The organism is Gemmatimonadaceae bacterium (assembly GCA_037721215.1).
Classification (GTDB): Bacteria; Gemmatimonadota; Gemmatimonadetes; order Gemmatimonadales; family Gemmatimonadaceae; genus UBA4720.
The window spans coordinates 25,186-48,970 of sequence record JBBJNV010000019.1 but is presented as its reverse complement, the minus strand read 5'-3'; the positions used below and the strand labels follow the sequence as shown (position 1 = coordinate 48,970).

24 protein-coding genes are annotated in these 23,785 nt (G+C 59.8%); 14 read left to right on the top strand and 10 right to left on the bottom strand.

Going from position 1 to position 23,785, the window contains the following annotated elements:
* Positions 1–116: 116 nt before the first annotated feature.
* Together argH and WKF55_11365 are read right to left on the bottom strand one after the other, a co-directional pair.
* A complete protein-coding gene (gene argH / locus WKF55_11370; protein MEJ7760173.1) occupies positions 117–1,526 on the bottom strand; it encodes an argininosuccinate lyase in 1,410 nt (469 codons plus the stop codon).
* Positions 1,527–1,532: 6 nt separating this feature from the next.
* Positions 1,533–2,807 (bottom strand): argininosuccinate synthase, encoded by a 1,275-nt coding sequence (locus WKF55_11365; protein MEJ7760172.1) that lies wholly within the window; start codon positions 2,805–2,807, stop codon positions 1,533–1,535.
* A gap of 130 nt (positions 2,808–2,937) precedes the next feature.
* On the opposite strand from WKF55_11365, the gene argR reads away from it, so the two are divergent.
* The 8 genes from argR to WKF55_11325 all read left to right on the top strand — a co-directional run bounded on the left by argR (position 2,938) and on the right by WKF55_11325 (position 9,498).
* Complete coding sequence (argR, locus tag WKF55_11360; protein MEJ7760171.1) at positions 2,938–3,396, top strand: arginine repressor; 459 nt, start codon at positions 2,938–2,940, stop codon at positions 3,394–3,396.
* Positions 3,397–3,462: 66 nt separating this feature from the next.
* Entirely contained in the window at positions 3,463–4,437 is a 975-nt protein-coding gene (gene argC, locus WKF55_11355; GenBank protein MEJ7760170.1) for an N-acetyl-gamma-glutamyl-phosphate reductase, read from the top strand.
* Positions 4,434–5,195: an acetylglutamate kinase gene (gene argB, locus WKF55_11350; protein MEJ7760169.1), complete on the top strand. Its 762-nt coding sequence runs from the start codon at positions 4,434–4,436 to the stop codon at positions 5,193–5,195. The genes argC and argB overlap by 4 nt, the downstream gene beginning before the upstream one ends.
* 8 nt (positions 5,196–5,203) lie before the next feature.
* A complete protein-coding gene (locus tag WKF55_11345; protein ID MEJ7760168.1) occupies positions 5,204–6,403 on the top strand; it encodes an acetylornithine transaminase in 1,200 nt (399 codons plus the stop codon).
* Positions 6,400–7,017, top strand: coding sequence for a hypothetical protein (locus WKF55_11340; protein MEJ7760167.1), 618 nt, complete (start codon positions 6,400–6,402; stop codon positions 7,015–7,017). The genes WKF55_11345 and WKF55_11340 overlap by 4 nt, the downstream gene beginning before the upstream one ends.
* A 211-nt stretch (positions 7,018–7,228) precedes the next feature.
* Positions 7,229–7,960 (top strand): Crp/Fnr family transcriptional regulator, encoded by a 732-nt coding sequence (locus WKF55_11335; GenBank protein ID MEJ7760166.1) that lies wholly within the window; start codon positions 7,229–7,231, stop codon positions 7,958–7,960.
* Between the two features lie 3 nt (positions 7,961–7,963).
* Positions 7,964–8,770: an alpha/beta fold hydrolase gene (locus tag WKF55_11330; protein ID MEJ7760165.1), complete on the top strand. Its 807-nt coding sequence runs from the start codon at positions 7,964–7,966 to the stop codon at positions 8,768–8,770.
* Positions 8,771–8,982: 212 nt separating this feature from the next.
* Entirely contained in the window at positions 8,983–9,498 is a 516-nt protein-coding gene (locus WKF55_11325; GenBank protein ID MEJ7760164.1) for a hypothetical protein, read from the top strand.
* Between the two features lie 111 nt (positions 9,499–9,609).
* Here WKF55_11325 and WKF55_11320 read toward each other — a convergent pair whose 3' ends face one another.
* On the bottom strand, positions 9,610–10,632 hold the full coding sequence (locus WKF55_11320) for an MBL fold metallo-hydrolase (GenBank protein ID MEJ7760163.1): 1,023 nt from the start codon (positions 10,630–10,632) through the stop codon (positions 9,610–9,612).
* A 62-nt stretch (positions 10,633–10,694) separates the two neighbouring features.
* On the opposite strand from WKF55_11320, the gene WKF55_11315 reads away from it, so the two are divergent.
* Positions 10,695–10,841: a hypothetical protein gene (locus WKF55_11315; GenBank protein ID MEJ7760162.1), complete on the top strand. Its 147-nt coding sequence runs from the start codon at positions 10,695–10,697 to the stop codon at positions 10,839–10,841.
* A gap of 27 nt (positions 10,842–10,868) precedes the next feature.
* Positions 10,869–12,149, top strand: coding sequence for an alkyl hydroperoxide reductase (locus WKF55_11310; GenBank protein MEJ7760161.1), 1,281 nt, complete (start codon positions 10,869–10,871; stop codon positions 12,147–12,149).
* Here WKF55_11310 and WKF55_11305 read toward each other — a convergent pair.
* A complete protein-coding gene (locus tag WKF55_11305; GenBank protein ID MEJ7760160.1) occupies positions 12,101–13,219 on the bottom strand; it encodes an aldo/keto reductase in 1,119 nt (372 codons plus the stop codon). The two genes, WKF55_11310 and WKF55_11305, sit on opposite strands and share 49 nt — an antisense overlap.
* A gap of 302 nt (positions 13,220–13,521) precedes the next feature.
* On the opposite strand from WKF55_11305, the gene WKF55_11300 reads away from it, so the two are divergent.
* The 4 genes from WKF55_11300 to WKF55_11285 all read left to right on the top strand — a co-directional run bounded on the left by WKF55_11300 (position 13,522) and on the right by WKF55_11285 (position 16,891).
* Positions 13,522–13,800, top strand: coding sequence for an oxidative damage protection protein (locus WKF55_11300; GenBank protein ID MEJ7760159.1), 279 nt, complete (start codon positions 13,522–13,524; stop codon positions 13,798–13,800).
* 131 nt (positions 13,801–13,931) lie between these two features.
* Positions 13,932–15,605, top strand: coding sequence for a glycoside hydrolase family 3 N-terminal domain-containing protein (locus WKF55_11295; GenBank protein MEJ7760158.1), 1,674 nt, complete (start codon positions 13,932–13,934; stop codon positions 15,603–15,605).
* A gap of 146 nt (positions 15,606–15,751) precedes the next feature.
* Positions 15,752–16,426: an NUDIX domain-containing protein gene (locus tag WKF55_11290; protein ID MEJ7760157.1), complete on the top strand. Its 675-nt coding sequence runs from the start codon at positions 15,752–15,754 to the stop codon at positions 16,424–16,426.
* A 240-nt stretch (positions 16,427–16,666) separates the two neighbouring features.
* Positions 16,667–16,891, top strand: a complete 225-nt coding sequence (locus WKF55_11285) for a hypothetical protein (GenBank protein ID MEJ7760156.1) — start codon at positions 16,667–16,669, stop codon at positions 16,889–16,891.
* On the opposite strand, the gene ligD is transcribed toward WKF55_11285, so the two are convergent.
* The 6 genes from ligD to WKF55_11255 all read right to left on the bottom strand — a co-directional run bounded on the left by ligD (position 16,888) and on the right by WKF55_11255 (position 23,777).
* Positions 16,888–17,958: a non-homologous end-joining DNA ligase gene (gene ligD / locus WKF55_11280; GenBank protein MEJ7760155.1), complete on the bottom strand. Its 1,071-nt coding sequence runs from the start codon at positions 17,956–17,958 to the stop codon at positions 16,888–16,890. The genes WKF55_11285 and ligD overlap by 4 nt on opposite strands.
* A gap of 569 nt (positions 17,959–18,527) precedes the next feature.
* Positions 18,528–20,309 (bottom strand): GAF domain-containing sensor histidine kinase, encoded by a 1,782-nt coding sequence (locus tag WKF55_11275; protein ID MEJ7760154.1) that lies wholly within the window; start codon positions 20,307–20,309, stop codon positions 18,528–18,530.
* A gap of 47 nt (positions 20,310–20,356) precedes the next feature.
* The gene (locus tag WKF55_11270; GenBank protein ID MEJ7760153.1) at positions 20,357–21,853 is read right to left on the bottom strand and encodes an ATPase domain-containing protein; all 1,497 of its coding nucleotides are present in this window, start codon (positions 21,851–21,853) and stop codon (positions 20,357–20,359) included.
* Positions 21,850–22,314 carry a hypothetical protein gene (locus WKF55_11265; protein MEJ7760152.1) on the bottom strand — a complete coding sequence of 155 codons (465 nt, stop codon included), beginning with the start codon at positions 22,312–22,314 and terminating at the stop codon, positions 21,850–21,852. The genes WKF55_11270 and WKF55_11265 overlap by 4 nt, the downstream gene beginning before the upstream one ends.
* A 210-nt stretch (positions 22,315–22,524) precedes the next feature.
* Positions 22,525–22,746, bottom strand: coding sequence for a hypothetical protein (locus WKF55_11260; GenBank protein MEJ7760151.1), 222 nt, complete (start codon positions 22,744–22,746; stop codon positions 22,525–22,527).
* The gene (locus WKF55_11255) at positions 22,743–23,777 is read right to left on the bottom strand and encodes an SPFH domain-containing protein (GenBank protein MEJ7760150.1); all 1,035 of its coding nucleotides are present in this window, start codon (positions 23,775–23,777) and stop codon (positions 22,743–22,745) included. The genes WKF55_11260 and WKF55_11255 overlap by 4 nt, the downstream gene beginning before the upstream one ends.
* Positions 23,778–23,785 lie beyond the last annotated feature (8 nt).

Sequence of the window (23,785 nt, the reverse complement as noted above, 5' to 3'; positions counted from 1 at the left end):
CGCGGGTAATTACAACCGGATAGAGAAACACCGGGCCTCGAGGCCCGGTGTTTTTTTGGGTTAGTTAGATAACTGTCAAACTCGTTGGGACCCGGCAGCCCGGATTATACCAACTTTCACCTGGGTTGGGGCTCCGGTAATTCAGCCAGAGCCGCCGTTGCGGCCTCGATCTGGGACCGCACTGCGCGCGGCCCGGTCCCACCTGTCAAATCGCGGCGAGCTACCGACTGAACCGGGTCAAGCCACTCGAACACATCATTGCCAAAAAGAGGATGGGCAGATGTGAATGCCTCCTGACCGAGCTCGGATAACTCGCACGAACTGCGCTCCCCTGCCCTGATCAGCGATCCCACGGCCTCGTGAGCATCGCGGAAGGTCGATCCCTTCCCTACCAGGTAATCGGCAAGGTCGGTGGCCATCATCGTGCTGGAAATTGCGTCCCCCATACGCTTCCCATCGAAGGAAAGTTCAGACACTGCGCCTGAAAACGCGGGGAGTACGCGAAGCATCACGTCAACCGTATCGAACAAGGGTCGCTTGTCGTCCTGGAGATCCTTGTTGTAGCCGCTTGGCAGTCCCTTCAGTGTCGCCAGCAGTGCCGTCAGCGCGCCAAGGGTCCGAGCGCCGGACGCGCGAGCAAGCTCGAGCGCATCGGGATTCCGCTTCTGCGGCATCATGCTCGATCCGGTGGTGAACGCTTCTCCGAAACGTACAAAGCCGAACTCGCTCGAACCGAAGAGAATCAGATCCTCGGCCATCCGCGACAGATGCGTCCCGACCAAAGCGAGGGTGAAGAGCGCTTCGGCAACAAAATCCCTGTCTCCAACCGCATCGATGCTGTTCGACGACAGAAACAGGAAGCCGAGTTTCTGCTTTAGCAGCTCGCGGGAAACGGGATACGCCGAGCCCGCGATCGCACCCGATCCGAGGGGCAGCACCGAAGCGGATCGCGAAGTTGAAACCAGACGCACACGATCCCGCTCGAGCGGCCAGAAGTGCGATAGCATCCAATGCGCCGCCGCTACCGGCTGAGCGCGTTGAAGGTGCGTATATGCGGGCATCAACTGGAACTCGAGCGCCAGCGCATGATCCAGCATGACTTTTTGCAGCCCCCGAATGGCTTGGTCGAGATGAGCACAGGCGTCGATCGTCCAGAGCCGGGTGGCAGTGGACACCTGATCGTTCCGGCTTCGTCCGGTGTGAAGCCTGGAAGCTGCATCACCGATCTCCACGTGGAGCATCCGATCGATCATCGTGTGGACGTCTTCATCCGATGCTTCAGGAGTGGCGCCCGCTTCAAGCTTTTCACCGACACAACGAAGCCCTTCGACAATCCGGCTGCATTCTTCTCCATTCAGAACGCCAGCTTCGTGCAGCGCTATTGCCCAGGCTTGAGACAATCGAACATCATGGGGCCACAGCCGGTAATCGACATCTATCGATCTGTTCAGTGCATCGAGTGCCGCTGCGGTGGGTACGGAAAACCGTCCGCCCCAGAGTTTATGGGCTTGCGGCTCTGCATCCATCACGAATCAATCCTGCCACGACGCGGCGAGCGCCGGTGCGTCGTCGGTGGCCGGTACCGGAACCGGTGCAACGGCTTTCGTTGCAAGCTCGCGGTCACGAATGGCACGGACGCGGTCGGGAAGGGAATAGAGCCGGATAAATCCAGCAGCATCGCTTTGCTTGTATACATCGTCCTCGCCGAACGTTACGAATCGCTCGTCATAAAGCGCGTACTCGCTCGCACGGCTCACGATGGTCACAGTACCCTTGTACAGCTTCAGCGTAACTCCCCCGGTGACACGTTCCTGGGTGATGTTCACGAACGCATCGTACGCCTCGCGCTCGGTGGTCCACCACCGGCCCTCGTAAACGAGATCTGCATACCGCGGCGCGATAAGGTCTTTCGCGGCCAGCGTGCGGCGATCCAGAATAAGCTGCTCGAGTTCGCTGTGCGCAGTGTAAAGCAGGGTGCCGCCAGGAGTTTCGTAGATGCCGCGGGATTTCATCCCGACGAGTCGATCTTCGACAAGATCGATCCGTCCCACACCATGACGCCCGGCGATCTGGTTGAGAGTCGTCAGAATAGCGACAGCGTCAAGGAAAATCCCATTGACAGCAACGGGCGTTCCTTCGCTGAATCCGATCGACACTTCTTCAGGCTCGTTCGGCGCGAGCTCGGGCGCAGTGGTAAGCATGAAAAGGTCGGCTGGCGGTGGCTGCGCCGGGTCTTCCAGGGCGCCGCCCTCATGGGAGATGTGCCAGATGTTGCGGTCACGCGAGTAGATCTTTTCCCGGGTTGCCGCCACCGGGATCCGATGCTCGGCAGCATACGCGAGGGCGTCATCACGGCTTCGAATGTCCCACTCGCGCCACGGAGCGATGACTGGCAGATCTGGCGCAAAAGCGGCATACGTCAATTCGAAACGAACCTGGTCGTTGCCTTTGCCTGTACAACCGTGGGCGAGGGCGTTTGCTCCGACCCGTCTCGCAACCTCGACCTGGCGTCGCGCGATGAGCGGACGACCCATCGAGGTTCCGAGGAGATACTTGCGCCCGTAAATTGCGCCCGCCCGCAGTGTGGGCCAGATGAAATCTTCCACAAACTCCTGGCGAAGGTCCTCGATGTAGCACTCATCCGCTCCGGAGGCGATAGCCTTTGCCCGAACTCCCTCCAACTCGTCCCCCTGACCGATGTCTCCCGCCACACAGACGATGCGGGCATCGTAGTGCTCCTTGAGCCAGGGAACGATGATCGAAGTGTCAAGGCCACCCGAATAGGCGAGCGCAATGGTCTGAGTCAAACAAATCTCCTGTAATTATTCATCCAGATTGTATATTTAATCATAACTGTCAAAGGCGTCAATGCGGTTGCATCGTGCAATGCGGGCGGATGGGATGGGGTGGTAAAACCGCGCAACCAGAGGGGACAGCATGGCAAACAAGCGGGAGAGACAATCTGCGATTCTCGAGATAGTCGACACGCGGGTGGTAAGCAGTCAGGAGGACCTTCGCAAGCTGTTGCTGCACAAGGGATGGGACGTCACACAGGCAACACTGTCGCGAGACCTGCGAGAACTGCGACTGGCGCGCGTACCAACTCCGCACGGTGCTCGGTACGCCATAACTGATGGTACGATAGAGGAGAGTCGCGCCGCACTGGAAACGCTGCTGCCCCAGCTCTTCCTGAGAATCGAAGGAGTGAGTGAGCTGATCGTGCTTCGGACGGTACCGGGTGGAGCGCAGCCAATCGCCGCGGCGCTGGACGGGGAAGCCTGGCCGGACATCCTGGGTACAATCGGCGGAGACGATACGATCCTGATTGTCTGCCGGTCGGGACTTGCCCGGGATAGAGCGGTGCGGCGGCTCAAGTCACTGGCCGGCGAGCCCTGACTGGTTCAGTCAATCTGACCTGGGTCCACGATTGACGTCCAATTAATGCAAGGTTATGCATTATCTATGCATAAAATTCCGGTTGGAGTACTGGGCGCAAGCGGCTACGCCGGAAGGGAGCTCTGCATGCTGGCGGAGCGCCATCCAGCGCTGAAGCTCGTATTTACGACAGCTCACGAGCAGAGGGGTCAGGAGCTGCAGGTTGGCGGGCGCAAGTTGAAATTCATTGCTACGGACGATGCACGGCTGGAAGACGCCGAGCTGGTTTTCAGCGCGTTGCCGCATGGTGCGTCGGCGCAATGGGTGGCGCGATGCAGAGCAGCGGGGGCGATGGTTGTCGACCTCTCGGCTGATCTCCGGCCGGGCGGCGCGGAGGTTCGTTTGCCGACGCCGCCGATTCCATATGGATTGACGGAGTTGATGAGAGCCGAGGTGAAGGGAGCCGGAGTGGTTGCCAATCCCGGCTGCTATCCAACCGCGATACTGCTTGCACTTGCGCCGCTGCTATCGCTTGGATTGCTCGAAGCTGATTCGACGATATCCGTCACCGCGGCGAGCGGTGTTACCGGCGCCGGTTACACGCTACGACCCGAGCTGCTGTTCGCCGAGGTCGCAGAGGATTTTCGGGCGTATGCGGTGGACAACAACCATCGTCATCTCGATGAAATGACTGCAGTGATTCGCGACCTTGGGGCTGAGAACGACCTTGTATTCACGCCGCACCTGCTTCCTGTGGCGCGCGGTATTCTCGCTACGATCATCGTTCGGCTTTGCGACGCACCTCGTGACCCGCTCGCTATATGGGCCGAAGCATATGCCGGCGAGCCGTTTATCGAAGTAAGGCCGGAGACACCTTCGATTCGCGATGTCGTGAGGCGGAATGTGGTGAGAATTTCAGCAGCCGTTGCAGAAAATGTGCGGCATCCGACGCTGATCATCACCTCTGCGATCGACAATCTGATGAAGGGTGCAGCCGGTCAGGCTGTGCAGAACGCTAATGTCATGCTGGGGCTGGATGAGACTCTGGGATTGCCGGCGTGAGAACAGTCATCAAGCTGGGAGGGAGGGTTCAGTCGTGCGGGGATGTCATTGCGGCGCTCGCGGCCGCGTGGGCAGACCGCGGCGGATCACTATGCGTGGTTCACGGCGGCGGAGATGATATTTCCGCCGTTCAATCGCGAATGGGACTCCAGTCTTCCTTTATAAACGGCCGCCGGATCACGACTGTCGAGGATCTGGAAATTGTCAGAATGGTCCTTTCCGGGTCGGTGAACAAGCGACTCGTTAGCGCGCTGGTATCGAGTGCTGTGCCCGCGGTGGGAGTCTCCGGAGAGGACGCAGGAACCATCATCGCCCGGCCGATCGATGCAGAAAGATTTGGCCGGGCTGGATCGGTCGCGTCCGTCAGGCCGAGACTCATCGAGACGCTTCTCTCAGCGGGCTATCTGCCAGTGCTGTCACCGGTGGCGCGGGATGAGACAGCTGGTGGAGGCGCAGCGATGAACGTCAATGGAGACGATGCGGCCGCGGCGATTGCAGCCGCGTTGAATGCCGATCTGCTTATGGTAGGGGATGTTGAGGGGGTCATGGATTCGTCGGGCGTGGCGCTGGCGTCGCTCGATGCGTCAATGATGCAGCGCATGGTCGCAAACAGCGAAGTATCGGGCGGAATGCATGCAAAGCTCGAGGCGGGGTTTGCCGCGCTTGCAGGTGGCGTCAAACGCGTCAGAATCGGCTCAAGGGCAGCGATTGGAGATACGAGTCGTGGTACGTCCCTGGCTTTGCTCTCATATCAATGACTTCGATCATGGACGGATCCGTAATCGGCAGCGAACAGCCGGCGAGAGAATCCAATCTGCTGGGTATATACAACCGCGCCCCGATGACGTTTATCCGGGGTTCAGGCGCCTACCTGTACGATGGGGGCGGCAAGTCCTATCTCGACTTTGCGAGCGGCATCGCCGTGAATGCCCTTGGGTACGGTGACAAAGGAATCAGGGGAGCGATGGAGCAGGCAATCGGCTCGGGGCTTATCCACGTCTCGAATCTCTATCGCACCGAGCCCGCTGAACGCCTTGCGCATGCGCTGGTGGAAAACTCGTTTGCCGCTGCGGTCTTTTTCTGCAATTCGGGGGCTGAGGCAAACGAGGGTGCCTTCAAATTTGCGCGGAAATGGGCCCGATCTATCGGGTCAAGCCGGAAAACCGGCATCGTTGCATTGCGCGGAGGGTTCCATGGCCGCCTGTTCGCATCACTGGCGGCTACCGATCGGCCGTCGTATCGCGCTCCGTTCGAGCCGCTGGCCGGAGGCGTCGCAATTTGTGAGCGGGCACTGGCCGATCTCGACGTCGCTCTCAATGGCGAGACAGTGGCGGCGCTGATCGTCGAGCCGGTGCAGGGGGAAGGCGGCGTCAGGGTGCTCGACGCCGCCTTCCTGCGGTCACTTCGCGAGATTACCGCCGAGCGGCGAATAGCACTGATCTTCGATGAGATTCAATGTGGCCTTGGAAGACTGGGGACGTTCCTGGCTTGTGAAAGCTTTGGAATTGTGCCTGACATGGTAACACTGGCCAAGCCGCTTGCTGGCGGGCTGCCGATGGGGGCAGTTCTCGTGTCACGGGAGATTAGCGACGCGATGGCGCCGGGAGATCATGGAACTACATTCGGTGGAGGCCCGTTCATCGCATCTGTGGCGGAGCACGTCGTTGAGCGGTTGTCAAACCCCGGGTTTCTCGCGTCGATCCGCACGGATGGGATCTGGTTCGGCGAGCAGTTGCATTCCATGGCGCAAAGATCGGGGCGGGTGAGGGCGGTACGGGGAATGGGGTATATGTGGGGAATCGACGTCATCGAGAAAGCGTCGGATGTCGTGGAACGAGGCTGGGATGCCGGGCTGCTCGTCATAACCGCCGGCGACCATACGCTTCGGTTGCTGCCGCCTTTGATAATGAGGCGCGCCGATCTGGAACGCGGACTGGGTCTCCTCGAGCAGGCGCTGACGTCATGACGATGCGCTCGGGCAAACCGGTGCCGACTGCTCTCTGGCAAGCTCTTGATGAGGTAACATTTGGCCGTGACCGGATACTCAACCTTCGGGAATCGCTCCCATCGGCTGCGGACGCACGGGCGCGGGCCGAAGTCTGGCTTCGGGCGCGGCAGGTGAGTGGGGGGGGCGAGGTGCTGGTAATTACAGGCCGGGGCAACCAGAGTATCCACGGGATCGGCGTGATACGGCAGGAAATTCTTGCCCTGCTGCCGTCACTTCGCAGGCTTGGCGTAGTGGCCAGCTGGAGGGAGCACACTGCAGGGTCGTTTGTCGTCATCATGGCTCCTGTCAGTGCACTGCTCGAAGCGCCGAGGCGGAGAAGGCCGGAGCCGGTCTCGAACAGTCCGACGACTGTTCCGGCATCGCTGGTTGCACTTGACGCAACCACGCTTCGGATGCTTGAAGCTCTCGCGATTCAGAACCTCGAACTGCTTGGAGTGGCGGTCGACCCGTTGTTCGTTCCACAGGAGATGGAGCGAACTTTTTCCATACTTGCTGCATCGCTTTCCAAAGGTCCGGACAGGGAGGCGATGCTCCGCGAAGCAATCATGAAAGCACTCGACGAACCCGATTGACGAGTTGCGGCGTATAATGCCATCACCCGCGATTTCCCGCGAATCACGCCGTCTCTCAATGCCCGCGGCGTGGGACGTTCGCAGCGGCAAATAGCCTACGCCGCGCTTCATCGAACGCCGGATAATGTAAGGGATTCAATAGGATATTCCCCTTTGTTTTCCGGCCCGGACATTGCGAATGGCGTTCTAATCAACGTTCAGACGGGTGCGCATGCAGAGTGCTTTGTTGTTGCGGAAGAGATCGAAGCTGGTTGCAGAAGACATTGTAGCGCTTGCAGATTATGGGGCCCGCACGGCGTGGCCGGCAAACTTTCAGATTTATCAGCGGGGTGCTCAGGCCGACGGACTGTCGCTTGTGTTACGGGGCCATGTCGTTTTGCGTAACAAGATTCGCACCGGCAAGGGTTTCGTACCGGCGATCGTGACGCCAGGTGAGATGTTCGGCATTGAGGGATTGGTGACAGAGGGGAGTTACGTCACCGACGCGTATGCTGCAGATGAGACAGAAACGATGTTTGTGAGCGGACCGCGATTCCGTTCATTCGTGAGGGAAAGGCCAGGCGAGGCTTTGCATTTCGTTGGGCAGCTCATGAGCGAGCGATCGCATCTCCTTGAAAAGCTCCATGAGCTTGCGTCGCAGAGCGTCGAAGGACGGCTGATTGCCTCCCTGCAACGGCTTTCATGTGATCGTTCATTCCTGGCGGAGGATGGAAGCATCCACCTCGAACTGCGACATCACCGTCTTCTCTGCGAGATGGTGGGAGCCACGCGAGAGTCGATAGCGCTTGCACTCGCGAGACTCGCGGGCTCGGGGATTGCCGAGCGAAAGGGCACGGCATTTTCGATTGCGCCCAGCGCTCTTGCGAGCCATATCAGGGAAGAATACAGTGGCGTCGATGGGACGCTGCCCGTTACCCGAGAGCCAATGAGGATTTCACTCTAGCGAATGCAGCCGGGAGCAACCCCTCCAGCCGGAATCATCACCGGTGCTGAAACAATAGACATAGGGGAGGAGAACTCGCACGGCGTTCTTCTCCTGCATGGTTTTGGAGATACTCCGCAGACCCTCGGCCTGCTTGCTCACGATCTGCACAGGGCAGGCCTCGGTGTGCGTGCTCCGCTTTTGCCTGGCCATGGCCGAAACGTCGAGTCGTTCATCGCCTCGCGGCGCAACGAGTGGCTGCAGTTCGCGAATGACGAACTGTCGGTGATGCAGCAGCGCTACACCACCGTTTCGGTTGCCGGACTGTCCATGGGTGGCGCGCTGGCTGCCCTGCTTGCCGCCCAGCGCGATGGCATTTCGTCACTCGTGCTTCTGGCGCCTTATCTGGAGATGCCGCTCGATCACAGGGTTGCGGCTGCTTCGCACTGGATCTGGGGAAAAGCCGCGGGAGCTCGTTCATCGCGAAGTCCCCGCTCCATCCTCGACCCGGGAGAGCGTGAGAAAAATCTTGGTTACGGAGTGTTCAGCGGGAGGTTGCTGTATGAGCTGTGGCGACTCGCCACGCTGGCAAGGGAGTCACTGGCTTCGATAACACTGCCCACGCTGCTGATTCAATCGCGCAACGATCCCCGCATCGGGCAATCGGTCGCAACGCGCGCATACGCCGCGCTCGGCGCCGTCAACAAGAAGCTCGTCTGGACTGACGATGGCGGGCACATCATCACTGTCGATTACGGTCGCGCCCTTGTATTCGAAGAGGTTCGCGAGTGGATCGTACACAACTCGCCGCGGGTGACGCTGACCGTATAATCGTTATACGGACAGGGACGGCCTGTTAGCAGGCCATCCCTGTCCGCGCAACGTATCAGGTATGGTCCTGAACGGTTTCCTTTATCACATCGACGGCATGTTCTACTCCGTCGACGGTCTGCTGTACAACTCCGGTTGCGACACGCCCGACACGATTGGCGATCGACTTGGCACGCCTCGTAACCGGATTCCCCTGCCTGTTGACGCGTGGCTTGGAAGCCGCAGCGCTTTTCCGTCGAGTTGCCGATTTCCGGCGCGGAGCGGATTTCGTGCCAGTGCTGGATTTCTTGCTGGCAGCCGATCTCTTGGTTGCAGCTGATCTCTTGCTGCCGCTCGCCGCCAAACTACGCTTCGCGGCCGATACACCGCGCTTCGCGGCCATCAGGCCTCGCTTGGCAGAGCTTTTCGTCGCCGGCCCTCGCTTGGCTGCGCTTTTTCTCGCCGGAGCGCGCTTGCTCGTGCTCTTGCCTGCGCTCTTGCTGGTCGAAGCGCGCTTCGTCGCAGCACTCTTCCTCGTCATACTGCCTTTTCTGACTGTGCTCTTGCGCGTGGACGCACCGCGCGTGGTGGCAGATTTCGCCCCACTCTTGCGGGCCGCCGACTTTCGAGCGGGTGATTTACGGGCGCTGGACTTTCTCCCGGCTGTTCCCGCGTTCCTGCTTCCGCTCTTTGAACCACCGCGCGACGACTTCCTGGCTGCAGCCATATTTCAAGCTCCGATGATATAGAGGTCCGATGAGACTAATTGCACCATGCGCGCACAATGTATAACGCTTGCGGTTCACGCGCGAGAACAAGTATGACTTGTGCAGCGAGTCATCGCGAGCGATTACGGCGAATCACCGCTTTACAACGCGACACTGACCATGAGCGAGAATCGCCAGCATCTGCTCATTGAGACCCGAATTTGTCCACGCCTCGCGCGCGAGGACCGGTGGTTCATCGAGTGGCTCATCAGTCAGCCTGAACGTTCCCCAGTGTGATGCGATCATTACACAAGCGTGGCCTGGGGTATCTGCCGTGAGCTGCTGGTACGCAGTCACGCTCTCCACTGGGTCCATGTGAACGGGGCGCATGAACCAGCGCGGTTCATAGGCACCAATCGGGAGGATGGCGACATCGAACGGGCCGTAGCGCTCGGCGATCCTGCGGAATTCCGTGTGAAGCGCGGTATCACCCGCGAAAAAAACGCGGAAATCTCCAACCCGAATTACCCATCCACACCAGAGCGTCGAATCCCTGTCCCATGGGAATCGCCCCGAGAAATGTTGTGCAGGTGTACACTGTGCAGAGATCGGCCCGATACTCAGCTCGTTCCACCAGTCGAGCTCGGCGACGTTCGCGGCGCCGAGCCGATGCAGAAATGCGACGACACCGAGGGGCACAAACCACTGCATTCGCGGGAAACGATCGATCAGACGACGGACTGTAGCGTCATCGAGATGGTCGTAGTGGTCGTGTGAGATGAAACCTGCATGTATCTCGGGAAGGCTATCGAAAGGAACCCCGGGAGGCATGAGACGCTCGGGGCCGGCGAAGGAAACCGGCGACGCTCGCCTCGACCAGATCGGATCTGTCAGGATGTTGAGGCCATTGCATTGAATGAGGAATGTGCTGTGGCCAATCCAGGTGACGGCCAGCGCGTTTGCCGCCGGGCCCGGACCATGTGCTGTTTGCCCATCGGTATGCGCGTGACGCGCGAGTGGTTCGGGTGAGAGGCTCATTTGCTGGCGATAAGCGAGCGCTGCCGCCGGCCGACGTGACATCGCCCATTTCAATACTCCGCTCAATCCGTGGGGCTGCGCACCCGGCCAGGGATTGCGAAATCCTCCTCCCTCCCGGTGATGCGAATTTGCAGTCATGTCTTCCTAGCCCGGTTCATGCAACCACTCTCCCACCATTCAATCTCCTTACTCGATACAACATGCCAAGAGAATTCACTCCGACTCCATCCGTCAGATCTCCAGCTTTTCCCGACAATCTGGACTGGATCCACACTGGCGGCAGAGCTCTTACACTGACCGAACTCGTCGGCAAGGTGGTGTTGCTCGATTTCTGGACGTATGGCTGAATAAACTGCATTCATGTACTCCCGCAGTTGCGGGAGCTCGAGCTGCGGTATCCGGCGGAGCTGGTCGTCATTGGAGTTCATAGCGGGAAATACCACGCCGAGCGCGTTTCGGGGCGAATCCGGGATGCCTCGCTGAGGCTTGGAGTAACGCACCCAATCGTGAATGACAGGCAGTTTCGAATCTGGCGGAGTTACGCGGTATCCGCGTGGCCGACGCTCGTCATCATCGACCCGCGAGGGAGCGTAGTGGGATCTCACGCAGGCGAATTCACAGCTGACATGCTCATGCCATTCATCGACGGGCTGATCGAGACAACCAGGGCCTCAGGCGAACTCGACACACGATTGCTGCATTTCGAAACTGATAAACCGGAAGCGCCGCCAGGGATGCTGAGATATCCCGGGAAGGTAGCAATCGATGGCGATCGCATCGCGGTTTCCGATAGCGGCAACCATCGTGTGATGTACGGATCGCTTTCTGAAAATGGGACGCGGATGGATTTGCATCGTGTATTCGGTGGCATGGAAGCTGGGTTCGCAGACGGAGCCGCGCCGTCGTTCAATTCTCCCCAGGGGCTGGCGTTTTCCGGCAAGAGCCTTTATGTCGCTGACGCTGCCAATCATGCGGTGAGAATGATCGATCTCGACACCGGAGAAACCGCGACATTGGCGGGGACAGGCCGGCAGTTCCGAAGCCGGGTCGACAGAGATGGCGGATCGCTGTCTTCGCCATGGGATCTGGCGATTGCCGGAAACACCCTCTTCGTCGCCATGGCCGGAGCCCATCAGCTCTGGGCCATCGACCTCGGCTCGAAGAAATCCCGGGTGCACAGCGGAAGCGGCGGCGAAGACATCCGCGATGGTGACAATCGCGAAGCGCTACTCGCTCAGCCGATGGGCATTGCGGCATTCGGGGACAAGCTCTGTTTCGCGGATTCCGAGTCCAGTGCGATCCGCGTCGCCGACATCGCCGCTGACGGCAATGTAAGAACGCTGGTGGGAACCGGCCTCTTCGATTTTGGCGATGCCGATGGCATTGGTGACGAGGTGCTCATGCAGCACCAGCAGGGAGTCTCGTTGCACTCCAGTGGCAGGATGCTCATAGCCGACTCGTACAACGATTCTGTGAAATGGCTCGATCCGATGACGAGATCAGCTGCAACGTGGATTGGGGGATTGCACGAGCCGGGCGGCGTAGCGTGCGGCGGCAGCCATGCATATGTAGCCGACACCAACGCGCATCGAATCGTGGCGATCGACTATGAAACTGGCGCTCTGGCCGCCCTTTCAATTGGCAAAGCGGGATAGCCGGCGACGAGATTTTCGTCCAGATGGGCAACGGTCTTCATTCCGACGAGTGCTGATGCAATGGGAAGTGCACGTACAAAGGCAATCGCCCGCTGTGCATCGGTCACCAGGGAGGGGAAGGCAACGCCTGCTTCCGGCGGGAGTCCCTGGGTAAGCTGTGCCTGCATCAGTGATGCGCTCGCGAAGACGTCGATTCCCGTCTGACGAGCGAGTCCGAGGAGGGAGTGGTATTTGCCATCGTGCTGCTGCGTGGGAGAACGAACTGCCTCGGTCATGGCCAGGTTTACGGGCACCTGCACCACATTGAAGTGATGATCGGGTCCGCCCGCTTCGCGGGCCACCCCCAGCAGTTCCACGAGTGAAAGATGATTACGGTTTGCGGCGAAAAGTCTGAAGCCGTGCCATGTCGCACAGCCATATGCGCCAATCGTTCCCCTCTCGACCTGTGCTTCCAGCTCGCAGAATAAATCGCGCATGGCGTTGAGGAATTCCGCCCTGCCGAGCGACTCCAGTTGCTGCTCCGGGTTATGAACATAGAAGATGTCGATGCGGCTCACTCCCAGGTTGGTCAGGCTACGCTCTATCTGGTCGGCTATGAAGCGCGGCTTGAGGCAGTGTCCGGCAACCAGATCCCGCGGAGATATCACACTGCGTTCGAAATACTCGCGGTCGAGATAGGAGCGGTAGTCCTCCCGCGACCGGGGAGGTTGTCCGTCGAGCGGAACGAATCCTCCTTTGGTGCACACGAGTATTTCGTCTCTGGCAACAGTTGATGAAGCGATTGCCTGGCGAATGGCAAGTCCTACCGCCCGTTCGGATCGCTGGCATCTGTAATTGATTCCCGTATCGAGCACGTTCAAGCCGCGGTTCAGTCCCTGGGCGAGAAGACTCACGTAGCGTGCGTCTTCCGCATCGTCGCATGCGCCGAGGTATGTGCCCATGCCGATGGATGAAACGAGTATGCCGGAGCCCAGCTCGCGATAGAAATCGGGAGCAAACAGGTGCGCGTGCCGGGCGGCGAGCCGACGCGTTCCTGCTGCTGTTGCGCGATCCGGGCTGGCGGCTGTCAACTCATCATCGCCGGGTGTCGATCTCGTGCTTGCGCGACGGTCATTGTTTCCGACACGCTACGGCGAACCGCACAGCGCCGCAAGTGTCGCGGTCTGCTGCATACGGAACGGGTCAAGTTGGCGCGTGTAGAGGGATTAAGTAGATTGGGCAGTCGATCGCAGATGCAGGGCACATCAAGGGAGTTGCAGTAGATGCCGGATTCCGGAAATAGGTCAGCCGACTGGCGGAAACCAGTTTTTTTTGTAGTGACCGCGGGCCATTTCATCAATCCGTGCGTGACGTTTTTCCGCCGAGTCTAGCTATGGCTGAAGTCACTTGCTCTCGTTGCGGACAGACTCGCGAAGGATTCGAGCGTCCACCATTCCCGGGTCAGGTCGGCACCAGGATAGTCTCGGAGGTCTGCCGCCAGTGCTGGGCGGACTGGGGCCGGCAACAGACAATGTTGATCAATCACTACGGTCTGGATGTGATGGACCCCCAGGCACGTACGTTTCTCACGAGAAACATGTCCGCATTCCTGTTCAAGACAGGCGATGAGTCGGACATCGACACGACAAAACAGGGTACGATTTCCCATTGAGCAAAAACCGGCAATTCAGACTTCTTACGGCGGGGGTTATTCTTCTTGCCGCCTGTGCTCCTGCGACTGCGCCAGGACGGAGCGGGTTGCCGAATCAGCGGCCAGCAGCATCCCTATGGGTCGATTCGGTAATGGCCGGGTTGACGCTCCGTGAAAAGGCGGCGCAGATGGTATGGCCGACGGTGCTCGGCGATTACACCCCCGGAGATTCGCCTCAGTGGAGGCGGCTGAACGACTACATAGCACGTGAGAAAGTGGGCGGGTTCACGATTTCAGTCGGGTCGCCAACTGAACTGGCCGCCAAGCTGAACGCGATGCAGGGAATGAGCAAAATTCCGCTGTTTTTCGGCGCGGACCTCGAGGCTGGCGCTGGCTACAGGGCTCGCGGGGGGTATTTCGTCCCCAACGCGATCGACCTCGGGGGAGCTGTAGTCTTTCCGCCTGAGATGGCGATCGGGGCTACCCGCGACACCGCACTGGCGTACCAGCAGGGCCGTTTGACGGCAATCGAAGGGCGTGCGCTCGGAATCCACATTGCCTACGCGCCTGTTCTCGACGTCAACAACAATCCGGCGAATCCGGTCATCAATACGCGGTCGTACAGCGAGGATCCGGCGCTGGCTGCCCGCTTGGGTGTTGCTTTCATCCATGGCCTGCAGAAAAACGGCATGATTGCGACCGGCAAGCATTTCCCCGGTCACGGCGACACAGAGACCAATTCGCATCTGGCCTTGCCTGTCGTAGGTGTGAGCCGAAACAGACTCGATAGCGTCGAGCTGGTACCATTTCGCGCTGCGATTGCGGGTGGCGTAGGCGCGATGATGACGTTTCACGGTGTGATGCCCGCGCTCGACTCTACAGGTGTGCCGGGGACGCTGTCGGGGAATGTGCTAACGGGTCTTCTCAGGAAGGATCTGGGCTTTGACGGGATAATCATTTCGGACGCGATGGACATGCGCGCGGTCCTGGATCAGTACGGCGCGGTGGAGGCTGTCAAGCGTTCGGTGGCGGCGGGAGTGGATATTCTCATTCAACCGCTGGATGTCAGCCAGACTATCGATGCGGTGGTGTCGGGTGTCCGGGAGGGTCGTTATACGGAGTTACGCCTCGACACCTCCGTTCGGCGAATACTCGAGGCCAAACACAATCTCGGGCTGAATCGGCAGAAGCTGGTGAATCTCGATTCTCTTCGCTTTCTCGTTGGTGACAGTGTCAACCTTGCCGCGGCCAGTGAGATTGCTGAAAGATCGATAACGCTGGTGAGGGATTCGCTGCGGCAGGTGCCGCTGGCAGGTCCTGTGACGTCGCGGGTTCTCTCGGTGACGGTAGGCCGCCGCAGCGATCTGGCGGCGGGTGTTGCATTCAATGCGGCTCTGCGTGAGGTATATAAAGCGACTCGTGCCGAGTTCCTCGCAGCAGAAGATCCATCCGCTGATTATGCCCGACTTGAGCGTCTGGCTGATTCAGTGGACATCGTGATCGTTGGTTCGTATGTCGGGCACAACTGGGAAGCTGTTTCGGCGAGCGCGCCAAAGGCTTTTGCGGATTTCGTGCAGCGACTGGCAGTCCGTGGAAAGCGACCAATTGTGGTGGCGTTCGGAAATCCGTATCTGCTTCAGCAGGTTCCCTTTGTTTCGGCATATCTTGTTGCGTGGGGCGGTTTCCCGGCGTCACAGACGGCAGCCGCCCGCGCCATTGCCGGCAGGCAGGCAGTGGGCGGGACTCTTCCGATATCCATTCCTCTCGCTGGTGCCGCGCGAACGGTTCCACGGGGAACTGGTCTCATGAGAGCAGTGGCGCGGTAGTCTGGCCGCGAGCTTGTTGTTGACGTTCGCAGCCGCCATGCGTATATAAAGATGCAGCCGGAATTTGCGGTTTTAATTGCAGACCGCTACTAAACAAAAGATCCAGTCTTGACATTAGTCGCCGTTAGTGACTAATTCGCGGTACGATGTCTCCCCGCCGCTCCAGGAAGTCCCCATTTACAGTTGATGTTGTCCTGCTGACTCAGATTTCCGGTCAGCTCGCCGTGCTTTTATGGCGGGCCACCGAGAGCAGGGAGAAGTGGGCACTCCCCTGGGATGTCCCGCCGAGCGGCGACGGACTGGAAGGCGCCGCGACCCGCATAGCCAGGCGGGCGCTCGGAGCGGAAGCAGCCTGGATGGAGCAGATTGGGGCCTTCGGCGACGGAAAGCGACACCCGACGGACGCGGAGATATCGGTGGCGTTCGCCGGACTCGTTGCGATGGGCACACCATCGCCTGTCGGCGGCGCGTTCGCGTGGTTTGCGCTCGGTGATGTACCGGCGCTATTCCCCCGCCAGCGGCTGATGCTGGATGGGGCGATGTACATGCTCCGCTCACGGATGGACCACGCACCGATCGCCTTCCGCCTGCTGCCCCAGATGTTCACTCTGTCGGAGCTACAGCAGACGTATGAGTTGCTGCTGGCAAAGCGCCTGCACAAGGCCAGCTTCCGGCGCGCCCTCCAGGCGGCCTGGCTGGTGGAACCCAGCGACGAATGGCGCAGCGAGGGGCGGGGCCGGCCTGCGCAACTCTATCGGTATTCTCCGAGGAAGCGGCGCCAGGCCCAGAGGGGTATCCGGCTGGACCTTATGTCGTCATGAGTAATGGGGACATGCTGTCGTCCTGATTAGGGGCACGTATAAACGGCTCAGGTAAAAGGATTGTATCGGAAAGGGAATGCTCCTGGAACCTATTGCCTTTCGAGTGTATTAGTTGCAATGTGTACATAAGGTTTAATTAGCCCCGTCACCGAAAACACCATGCTTGCGTTCTTGGACAGCCTCTGCGCTGCACTGTTGGCGAGGAACACAGCAGAGATAAGACGGCTTCTTGCACATCCCATGGCGCAAGATCTGCCACGCCGCGTTCGCGAAGAAGCCGTCGCGATTGCGCGGGCGGGCCGGCGAAGCTTTATGGCACCCGTGAACGCACTTCATCTGTACTACAAGCTCAGCCACATGGTGGATGAGAGCAGCGATGCGACGTTCCCGGATGGCGCCCGCGCCTCCGAAAGCGACAACGGAGTACAACTCGATCTGCCACTCAGGAAAGTGAGCTCCCGCTAGACGAGTGCGCGGAGTGAATTTTTCTTTTTGAGTTGAGCGGCCCAGATATCTCCCAGTCTGGCAAATCGCGCTGGCGCAGTCTCGATCGTGAATTCTCTGGGGTCGAGGTCGTCGGTCAGGTCGTCCCATGCGAGAGGGGTCGAAACCATCGCGTGAGGGTTGGCGCGGGCGGAGTAGGCAGCGGCCACGGTTTTACCAATGATGTTCTGGAGATAATCCACATAGACAGCAGTGGTACTCCGGTCCTTGACGAAGCGTTCGATCGTCGCCGCCATTGGATGCGCTTCAGTAACCCTGGTCGCGACTATCTGTGCCACGAGCGTCGCCGCTTCATTGGGCGTGCCGGGCGGAAGTGGCAGATAGATATGAAGTCCGGAGGAACCGGACGTCTTGAGCGCGCCGTGCAAGCCCAGCTCATCCATCGTCTCGCGCACCCATCCGGCCACTTCCACGACACGCTTGAATGAGGCTCGCGGGCCAGGGTCGAGATCGAGAATCGAATAATCGGCGTGGTCCAGCGTCTGAACCCGCGCATGCCACGGATCGACCGAAACCGCACCCAGCTGCACGGTGTAAAGAAGCGTTGCCAGATCGCCGCCGACAATCCGGAGATTGGTTGAGCTGCCTTCGGTGTGGATCGTCTCGACGCGGACTGCTTCAGGCACATTGTCCCCCGCGTTCTGCTGGAAGAACGACTGGCCTTCCACTCCATTCGGAAACCGCTTGAGGACCAGCGGCCGGTCGGCCATGACCGGCAATATCATGGTGGCGACCTCCGTGTAATACCGCATGAGGTCACCCTTTGTAAGCTTCTGCTCCGGAAAAAACACCTTACCCAGGTTGGTCACATCCAATGCGGTCTTGCTGGCAATCTCGAGGCGTCCGGAACCGCTAACCTGGATTGAGTCGAGCTGCTCGATGATCTTCGGAGCGGGATAGTGTTTCCCTCTGCGCAAAGGCCGTTTCGCCGTTGGAGTGCTGGTCTCAGCCAGCGTTCGTTCTGCATAAACCCGCTTCCGTGCCGCAGAGCGGCTCGATGCTCCCTTCACTGGGCGCTTCGCCGCCATGTCGTCTCCCCTGTCCTGTCTTTGAACGCTCGGGCCCTCGCTGCGGCGGAGACTACGCGGCTCCTGCCCGGTCGGCTATATAACGGGCGGTACGGCCACAACTGCGGCAGCGGAGAGTGACGTGAGACATCGGAGCGGGCGGGTAGCGGGCCGGATCGCGCTCGATGACGCCGGAGCAGGAAGGGCAGCTCAGCGGCCGACCAGACCGATCGCCGTTGATGAGATTGAGAGCTTGTGCGGGATTGTACGTGTTCGGACGAGGCTTGCGCATCGACCCTCCAAGTGCCGAACCCGTTCATGCGCCGAGGGTTGCGGACAGGCTGTAAGTGCCGCTGGTATGTGGCTGGGCGGGAACCTGTTCGTCCGAAGGATCGACGAACTGTTGCTGATTCTCGTCCTTCCAGCCGGTTGTGGACCTCGCGCCCACATACCGGTGCGAACTACCGGCTTGACGGGCGTACTGAAGAAAACCGACAGTCTCGCCCTGCTTGCACGAAGTTCGCTTCAGTCTTGTACCGGCGGCGTAATCAAACGTTCCCGCCCTGGCACGGGGCGATTTTCCCGGGGCCTTAACCCGTCAGCGGTGAGGGCTCTGCGTTGGTCGCACTCGCACGTGGCAGGGTCAGCGTAAACCGGGCCCCCTCACCTTCCTTGCTTGCCACGGAGAGGTCGCCTTTCATCGCCCGCGCCAGGTCCCGGCTGATAGCCAGGCCCAGTCCCACGCCGCTTTCGCGGCCAGCCAGTCCCTCCTTCAGCTGGACGAATGGCTCGAAGATGCTCTCAAATCTATCTGCTGGAATTCCAGGCCCCGTATCGCTAACGGTCATATGCACGCTGTCTCCCGCTGCCCGGCACTCTACAGCAACATTGCAACCCGGCGCCGTGAACTTGATGGCGTTGGATAGAAGATTGACCAGTATCTGAGTGACCTTCTCCGGATCTGCACGGGCAACGAGGTCTGGATCACCGCTGACGCCGCCCCAGTTCAGGCCCTTCCTGGCGATGAGTGGTTCGATCAACTCGACGGCGCGGGTGAGGGCACCGCACGCATTGACGTCGCTTATGTCGTATAGCACACGGCCACTTCCGACTCGCACAAAGTTCAGGATTTCGGTGATGAGAACGAGCAGATGCTGCTGGCTTGCTTTGATCCGTGCGAGATCTGCGTGCTGGGCATCTGTCACAGGCCCTCTGAGGCCCATGTCGATCAGTTCGATGTATCCGCCGATTGCGTTGAGAGGCGTGCGCAGCTCGTGGCTCATGGCACCGAGAAATGCCGTCTTCGCCTTGTTTGCCGACTCGGCGGCAGCTCTGAGCTTTATCGCCGCCTCGTAAACCTGGGCGCTATCAAGCGCCATGGCGGCACGGCTGGTTATATCCTCCGCAAGCTCGATCTCCTGAGCGGACAAAGCGGTATCGGACCGGGTGCCGACGAAGGTCACTGCACCCAGTAGTCTGCTCCGTGCCACCAGTGGAACTGTGAGAAATGAACTGATCTCGAGTTCCCGCAGGATGCGCAGGTTTTCGTCGCCATTGCTGGCAGCGACGATCGTCAGATCGATGTTTACGCTGATGGCGCACGTCTCGGGCTTCCGGATCATCGCGGGCGCGCCGATGGGATCATCCGGCTGCGGTATCCAGTGTCCCTCCAACTGGCTGGCCAGGTGCTGTTTTTCAGGATCAGTATGAATTATCCCGAGACGTCGAATCGTCCCGTCGTCGGCGAGAATGTCAACAATGCACCAGGCATCCAGCACCGGAAGTGTAAGCCGGGTCAACGTGATCAGCGTGCTTGCCTGATCGAGCGACTCGGCGAGCAGGCGACCCGCGTGAGCGAGAAAGACAGCTCGCTTTCGAGCCGCTTCTGCGGCGTCCGCGGCGTCGCGCTCCCGGAGTGCACCGAGGAGCATCCGTTCGGATAGTTGTCGCTGGAGGTCCTGCTCGAAGTCTGTTCGCGCAATGTCGGTGACCTCGATACCCAGGCCGTCCGCGTCATCTTCGTGAGTAACTCGCCATACGCTGAGTGACTTGCCATGCAGCCAGTTGCCGGCGGGGTAGGCAGCCTGGTGTTCTGTGTTCGCGCCAGTATGGAACACCTCATCCAGGATCGCGCGCAACGTACTGGCTTCGGGTTCGGGAAACGCGGCTACAAGCGCGTTGCCTGGCGAGCCATTTCCGGGCGTGGGTAGCAGGGAGCGAAAAGCAGCGTTCGCGCAAATCAGAAGGTGATCCGGGCCACTGGTGACCGCAATCCGGACTGGAGCGTTTTCCAGGTAGCAGGCAAACTGATTGGCATTCGAAAACCGTCCAGCGCGCATCCGCCTCGTCGCGCGCCCATCCGCGGGTTCCATTCTCCGCTAGCTGCCGCGCAGGTGGACAAAGGCTCCCTGCTGGCGGCTCAAACTAACCCGCCAGCGTTCTGATCTGTTGCGCCATGAAACGCAGGCGTACCGGTGATGATGCCATGGTAGCCCTGGAGCGGCTCACCGACGACAACCCCGTTCGCCGTTGTCTCGTAGACGTGGAAGCCATGGCTATGATCGCTCCCGCGCATCTTGATCACAGCCATCACTCTCTTTATCTCGCTGTCGATTTCGACATATCGCTGCACGATGATTTCATCGGTAATGAACGAAACCTGTTCCGATGTAAATCGCTCGTAGGAGAATCCGTCGAGGACTTCCGCGGTCATGAAGACGGTAACGCCGGTTGAAGTCAACGCCCCAATCAGGCGATACAACGACTCCCTGAAGTCGATTCGAAATGTTGGCGCAAGGGCGACTTCGAATCCGGAGAGAGAGTCGATGGCGACGCGAGTCGCTCCCAGCCGCTGGACGGCCTCGAGAATAGCGGCCATGGTCTCATCGACCGACAGGTCGAGGGGACGAAGATAGATGATCTCCAGCTTCCCGCTGCCAGTCATTTTTCCGATTTCGGGAGTTCTCGCGTCCGCCCGGGCAACGTAGTCCTTAGGATACTCCTCGAAGATCGCGATGACCGCCGTCTCGTCCTTTCGCAGACCCTCAGCGATGAACTGGGTGGTGATAGTGGATTTTCCACTGCCCGCCGGGCCGGTGATCATGACGGCGTCCCCAGCGATCATGCCACCGCCAAGCATCTCATCCAGCCCCGGAACTCCGGTAGCAATCCGGGTTCGCGACTGAAGCTGCCGCGCGTCCTGCCTTTCGGGAATGCGCGGAAAGATCTGCAGTCCATCATCTGAAATGCGGAACGTGTGAAGTCCCGGCATCTGCGCCTGCCCGCGAGTCTTGATCACCTGCAGCTTCCGGACGACGGAGTTGCGGTCGACTGCCTGGGTGAGCCAGAGGACTCCGTCAGCTACAGTGAAGATCGGGTCCCGTTGCTCAGACTCGGAATACTCTCCGAGCAGAAATGAAGTCACTTCCCAACTGGTGAGATGGAGCGCGAGGCGCTGGATGAAATTCTCGAGACTGGATGTGGTGTGCTCGCTTGATTGAGTGAGGTTTTCGCGGATGGTGCGGAACGAATCGACTACCACGATTCCCGGTTTGGATCGCGCGATCTCGTCGACCATGCGCTTCAGGACTTCGTCGAGATTCCCGTCCAGCACCTCTTCGCTGAGGTTGATGAACTGGATTGCCGAGCCGGCAAGATCATGATCGAAAAAACCGAACTGCTGCTGATACCGCAGCATCTTGAGTGTCGGTTCGCCGAGCACCGTGAAGTACAACGCCGGCCGCTCTGCGGTGGCGTTGGCGAACATGAGCTGGTGAACGAGTGTAGTCTTGCCGGCGCCCGGACCGCCGGCGATGAGATTGAACGAGTATTCCGGAAGGCCTCCGCCGAGCACTGAGTCGAGACCAGGCACCCCGGTTGCCAGATTTCGAACTGGAGATCGTTTCTTTTCCTTCATGCTTCTGGCCTCCTGGCTTCGAGACTTCGGGTGTCGCGGACGAATTCGGGCAGGCTCTGCAGAATCAGCTTCACCGCCATGTCATCGCCGATGAGGCGGCCGAGTAACTCGACCAGGGTGACGAGCATCGCTTCGAAGGCCTCGGCGGTGGCCGATGCTCCATGGGCGTCGATAATTTCGGCGGTTCCCTCGAAGTACGGCTGATCGCCTTTTTGCACGCGCACGCCTGTCAGCAGCGGATGAGAGACACGCGCTTCGGCAAGCGCGCGCGTAAAGAGGGCATGACAACCGACGGACCCAACCCACCGCGAGAGCTCACGGTATAGACGCTCGCTGGTTGCGAGCGTTGCGCTCGCCGCGACGGGGGCTTCGTCGCTTCGAGCATCGGCCTCGAGGCCGACGAGGTTTCGGACGAGCTCGCGCGCGTCCGGCGTATCGGAGGGTGTTTGGCTCGCAGTCATTGGTTCAGACAAGAGAAATTAATCGGCGTCAAATGTCGCGCCAGCCCCGCAGGCGGGGTCCCAGTCAATCGGCCAATCTGCTATCTCACCAGTGCGCGTGCCTCCGCGCTTCGCCCGGCGGCCACCGCTCGTTTGCGTTGGATCCCCGAGATCTCAGGTGGCTGCATGTTGTGAATCGTGAAATATGGTCCCGATCGGGCAGGCGCGAACTCAGGTACCGTAGATAATGTCGCCCTCGGCATCGATTCCAATTTCGTTCTGCATGCCACATACCCCACATGTCTTTGTTGCATGCCACACTTCGCCAATCGCAGCGTTGGTCGCCTCTGATGCGCGCTTCACCTTGATTTTCCTGAAGTTGTATTCACCGCAATTCTCGCACGCATGACCGCGCGCGATACGCTCGGCGCGCTCCTGCGTGATTTCCTTCAAGTCAGCTTCCGTGGCTCATGCGCAGGACGTTCGGGCTCGTCGTTCTTCTGTGAAGGCATTGCAGCGCGGGCGACAAGCTCGCGGAGACCACCGATGGCGCCCATCACGCCAGCGGCTTCGGCCGGCAGAAAGATCGTCGCGTTCTTGCCCTGCGCGAGAGTCGGCAGCGCCTCGAGGTATTTCATGCCAAGCAGATACATCGCGGCTTGTCCTTCGGGCAACGCACCGCCGATTCGTTCGATAGCTGCTGCTTCTGCATCAGCCATCGCGAGCCTTGCAGTTGCCAGGCCCTGAGCTCGCAGAATTGCCGCGTCCTTCTCGCCCTCTGCGCGCCGCACCTGCGATTCGCGAACGCCTTCAGCTTCGAGAATTGCAGCACGCTTGCCGGCCTCCGCATTGGTGACAGCGGCGCGGCGCTCACGCTCGGCACGCATCTGGAGCTCCATCGACTGCTGGATGTCCCGGGGCGGCTCGATGGACTGAAGCTCGACACGGGTTACATCCACCCCCCAGCCAATCGAAGCCTCTTCGATCACCTCGCGCATCCGCTTGTTGATGACGTCGCGGCTGCCGAGGGTCTGATCGAGCTCCATCTCCCCCACGATATTCCGCAGCGTCGTACGGGTCAGCGTTTCCAGCGCATAGGGAAGATTCTGTACTGAATACGTTGCCTTCTGCGGATCGGCGACGCGGTAATAGATGACAGCGTCAATATCGATGGTGACGTTGTCCTTGGTGATTACCGGCTGGCTGGGGAAATTGAGTACCTGCTCACGAAGGTCGATCCGTGAGGTATGTCCTGCCGTGACCCGCTTGACGCCTGTTACGTCGCTTTCGAAGTAGCGCACATCGATGGTGCGGGGAAGCTCGACAAATGGTATGAGGATATTCAGGCCGGATCTCGCGACGCGATGAAAGCGACCCAGGCGCTCAATGACCATTACCTCCGCCTGCCCGACGACCTTGAAGGACTTTGTTACGACCAGCAACGCGAGAAATACGATGACTCCAAGAAAGATCAGACCACCCATTTAAGCTC

Coding starts and splice junctions, on each gene's coding strand:
- WKF55_11290 (MEJ7760157.1), top strand. CDS start 15,752: ATGTCTCCCCGCCGCTCCAGGAAGTCCCCATTTACAGTTGATGTTGTC.
- WKF55_11335 (MEJ7760166.1), top strand. CDS start 7,229: ATGCAGAGTGCTTTGTTGTTGCGGAAGAGATCGAAGCTGGTTGCAGAA.
- WKF55_11340 (MEJ7760167.1), top strand. CDS start 6,400: ATGACGATGCGCTCGGGCAAACCGGTGCCGACTGCTCTCTGGCAAGCT.
- WKF55_11320 (MEJ7760163.1), bottom strand. CDS start 10,632: ATGACTGCAAATTCGCATCACCGGGAGGGAGGAGGATTTCGCAATCCC.
- WKF55_11345 (MEJ7760168.1), top strand. CDS start 5,204: ATGGACGGATCCGTAATCGGCAGCGAACAGCCGGCGAGAGAATCCAAT.
- WKF55_11270 (MEJ7760153.1), bottom strand. CDS start 21,853: ATGAAGGAAAAGAAACGATCTCCAGTTCGAAATCTGGCAACCGGGGTG.
- WKF55_11255 (MEJ7760150.1), bottom strand. CDS start 23,777: ATGGGTGGTCTGATCTTTCTTGGAGTCATCGTATTTCTCGCGTTGCTG.
- argC (MEJ7760170.1), top strand. CDS start 3,463: ATGCATAAAATTCCGGTTGGAGTACTGGGCGCAAGCGGCTACGCCGGA.
- WKF55_11295 (MEJ7760158.1), top strand. CDS start 13,932: ATGGCCGGGTTGACGCTCCGTGAAAAGGCGGCGCAGATGGTATGGCCG.
- WKF55_11265 (MEJ7760152.1), bottom strand. CDS start 22,314: ATGACTGCGAGCCAAACACCCTCCGATACGCCGGACGCGCGCGAGCTC.
- WKF55_11300 (MEJ7760159.1), top strand. CDS start 13,522: ATGGCTGAAGTCACTTGCTCTCGTTGCGGACAGACTCGCGAAGGATTC.
- WKF55_11285 (MEJ7760156.1), top strand. CDS start 16,667: ATGGCGCAAGATCTGCCACGCCGCGTTCGCGAAGAAGCCGTCGCGATT.
- WKF55_11330 (MEJ7760165.1), top strand. CDS start 7,964: ATGCAGCCGGGAGCAACCCCTCCAGCCGGAATCATCACCGGTGCTGAA.
- argR (MEJ7760171.1), top strand. CDS start 2,938: ATGGCAAACAAGCGGGAGAGACAATCTGCGATTCTCGAGATAGTCGAC.
- ligD (MEJ7760155.1), bottom strand. CDS start 17,958: ATGGCGGCGAAGCGCCCAGTGAAGGGAGCATCGAGCCGCTCTGCGGCA.
- argH (MEJ7760173.1), bottom strand. CDS start 1,526: ATGGATGCAGAGCCGCAAGCCCATAAACTCTGGGGCGGACGGTTTTCC.
- WKF55_11315 (MEJ7760162.1), top strand. CDS start 10,695: ATGCCAAGAGAATTCACTCCGACTCCATCCGTCAGATCTCCAGCTTTT.
- WKF55_11275 (MEJ7760154.1), bottom strand. CDS start 20,309: ATGGAACCCGCGGATGGGCGCGCGACGAGGCGGATGCGCGCTGGACGG.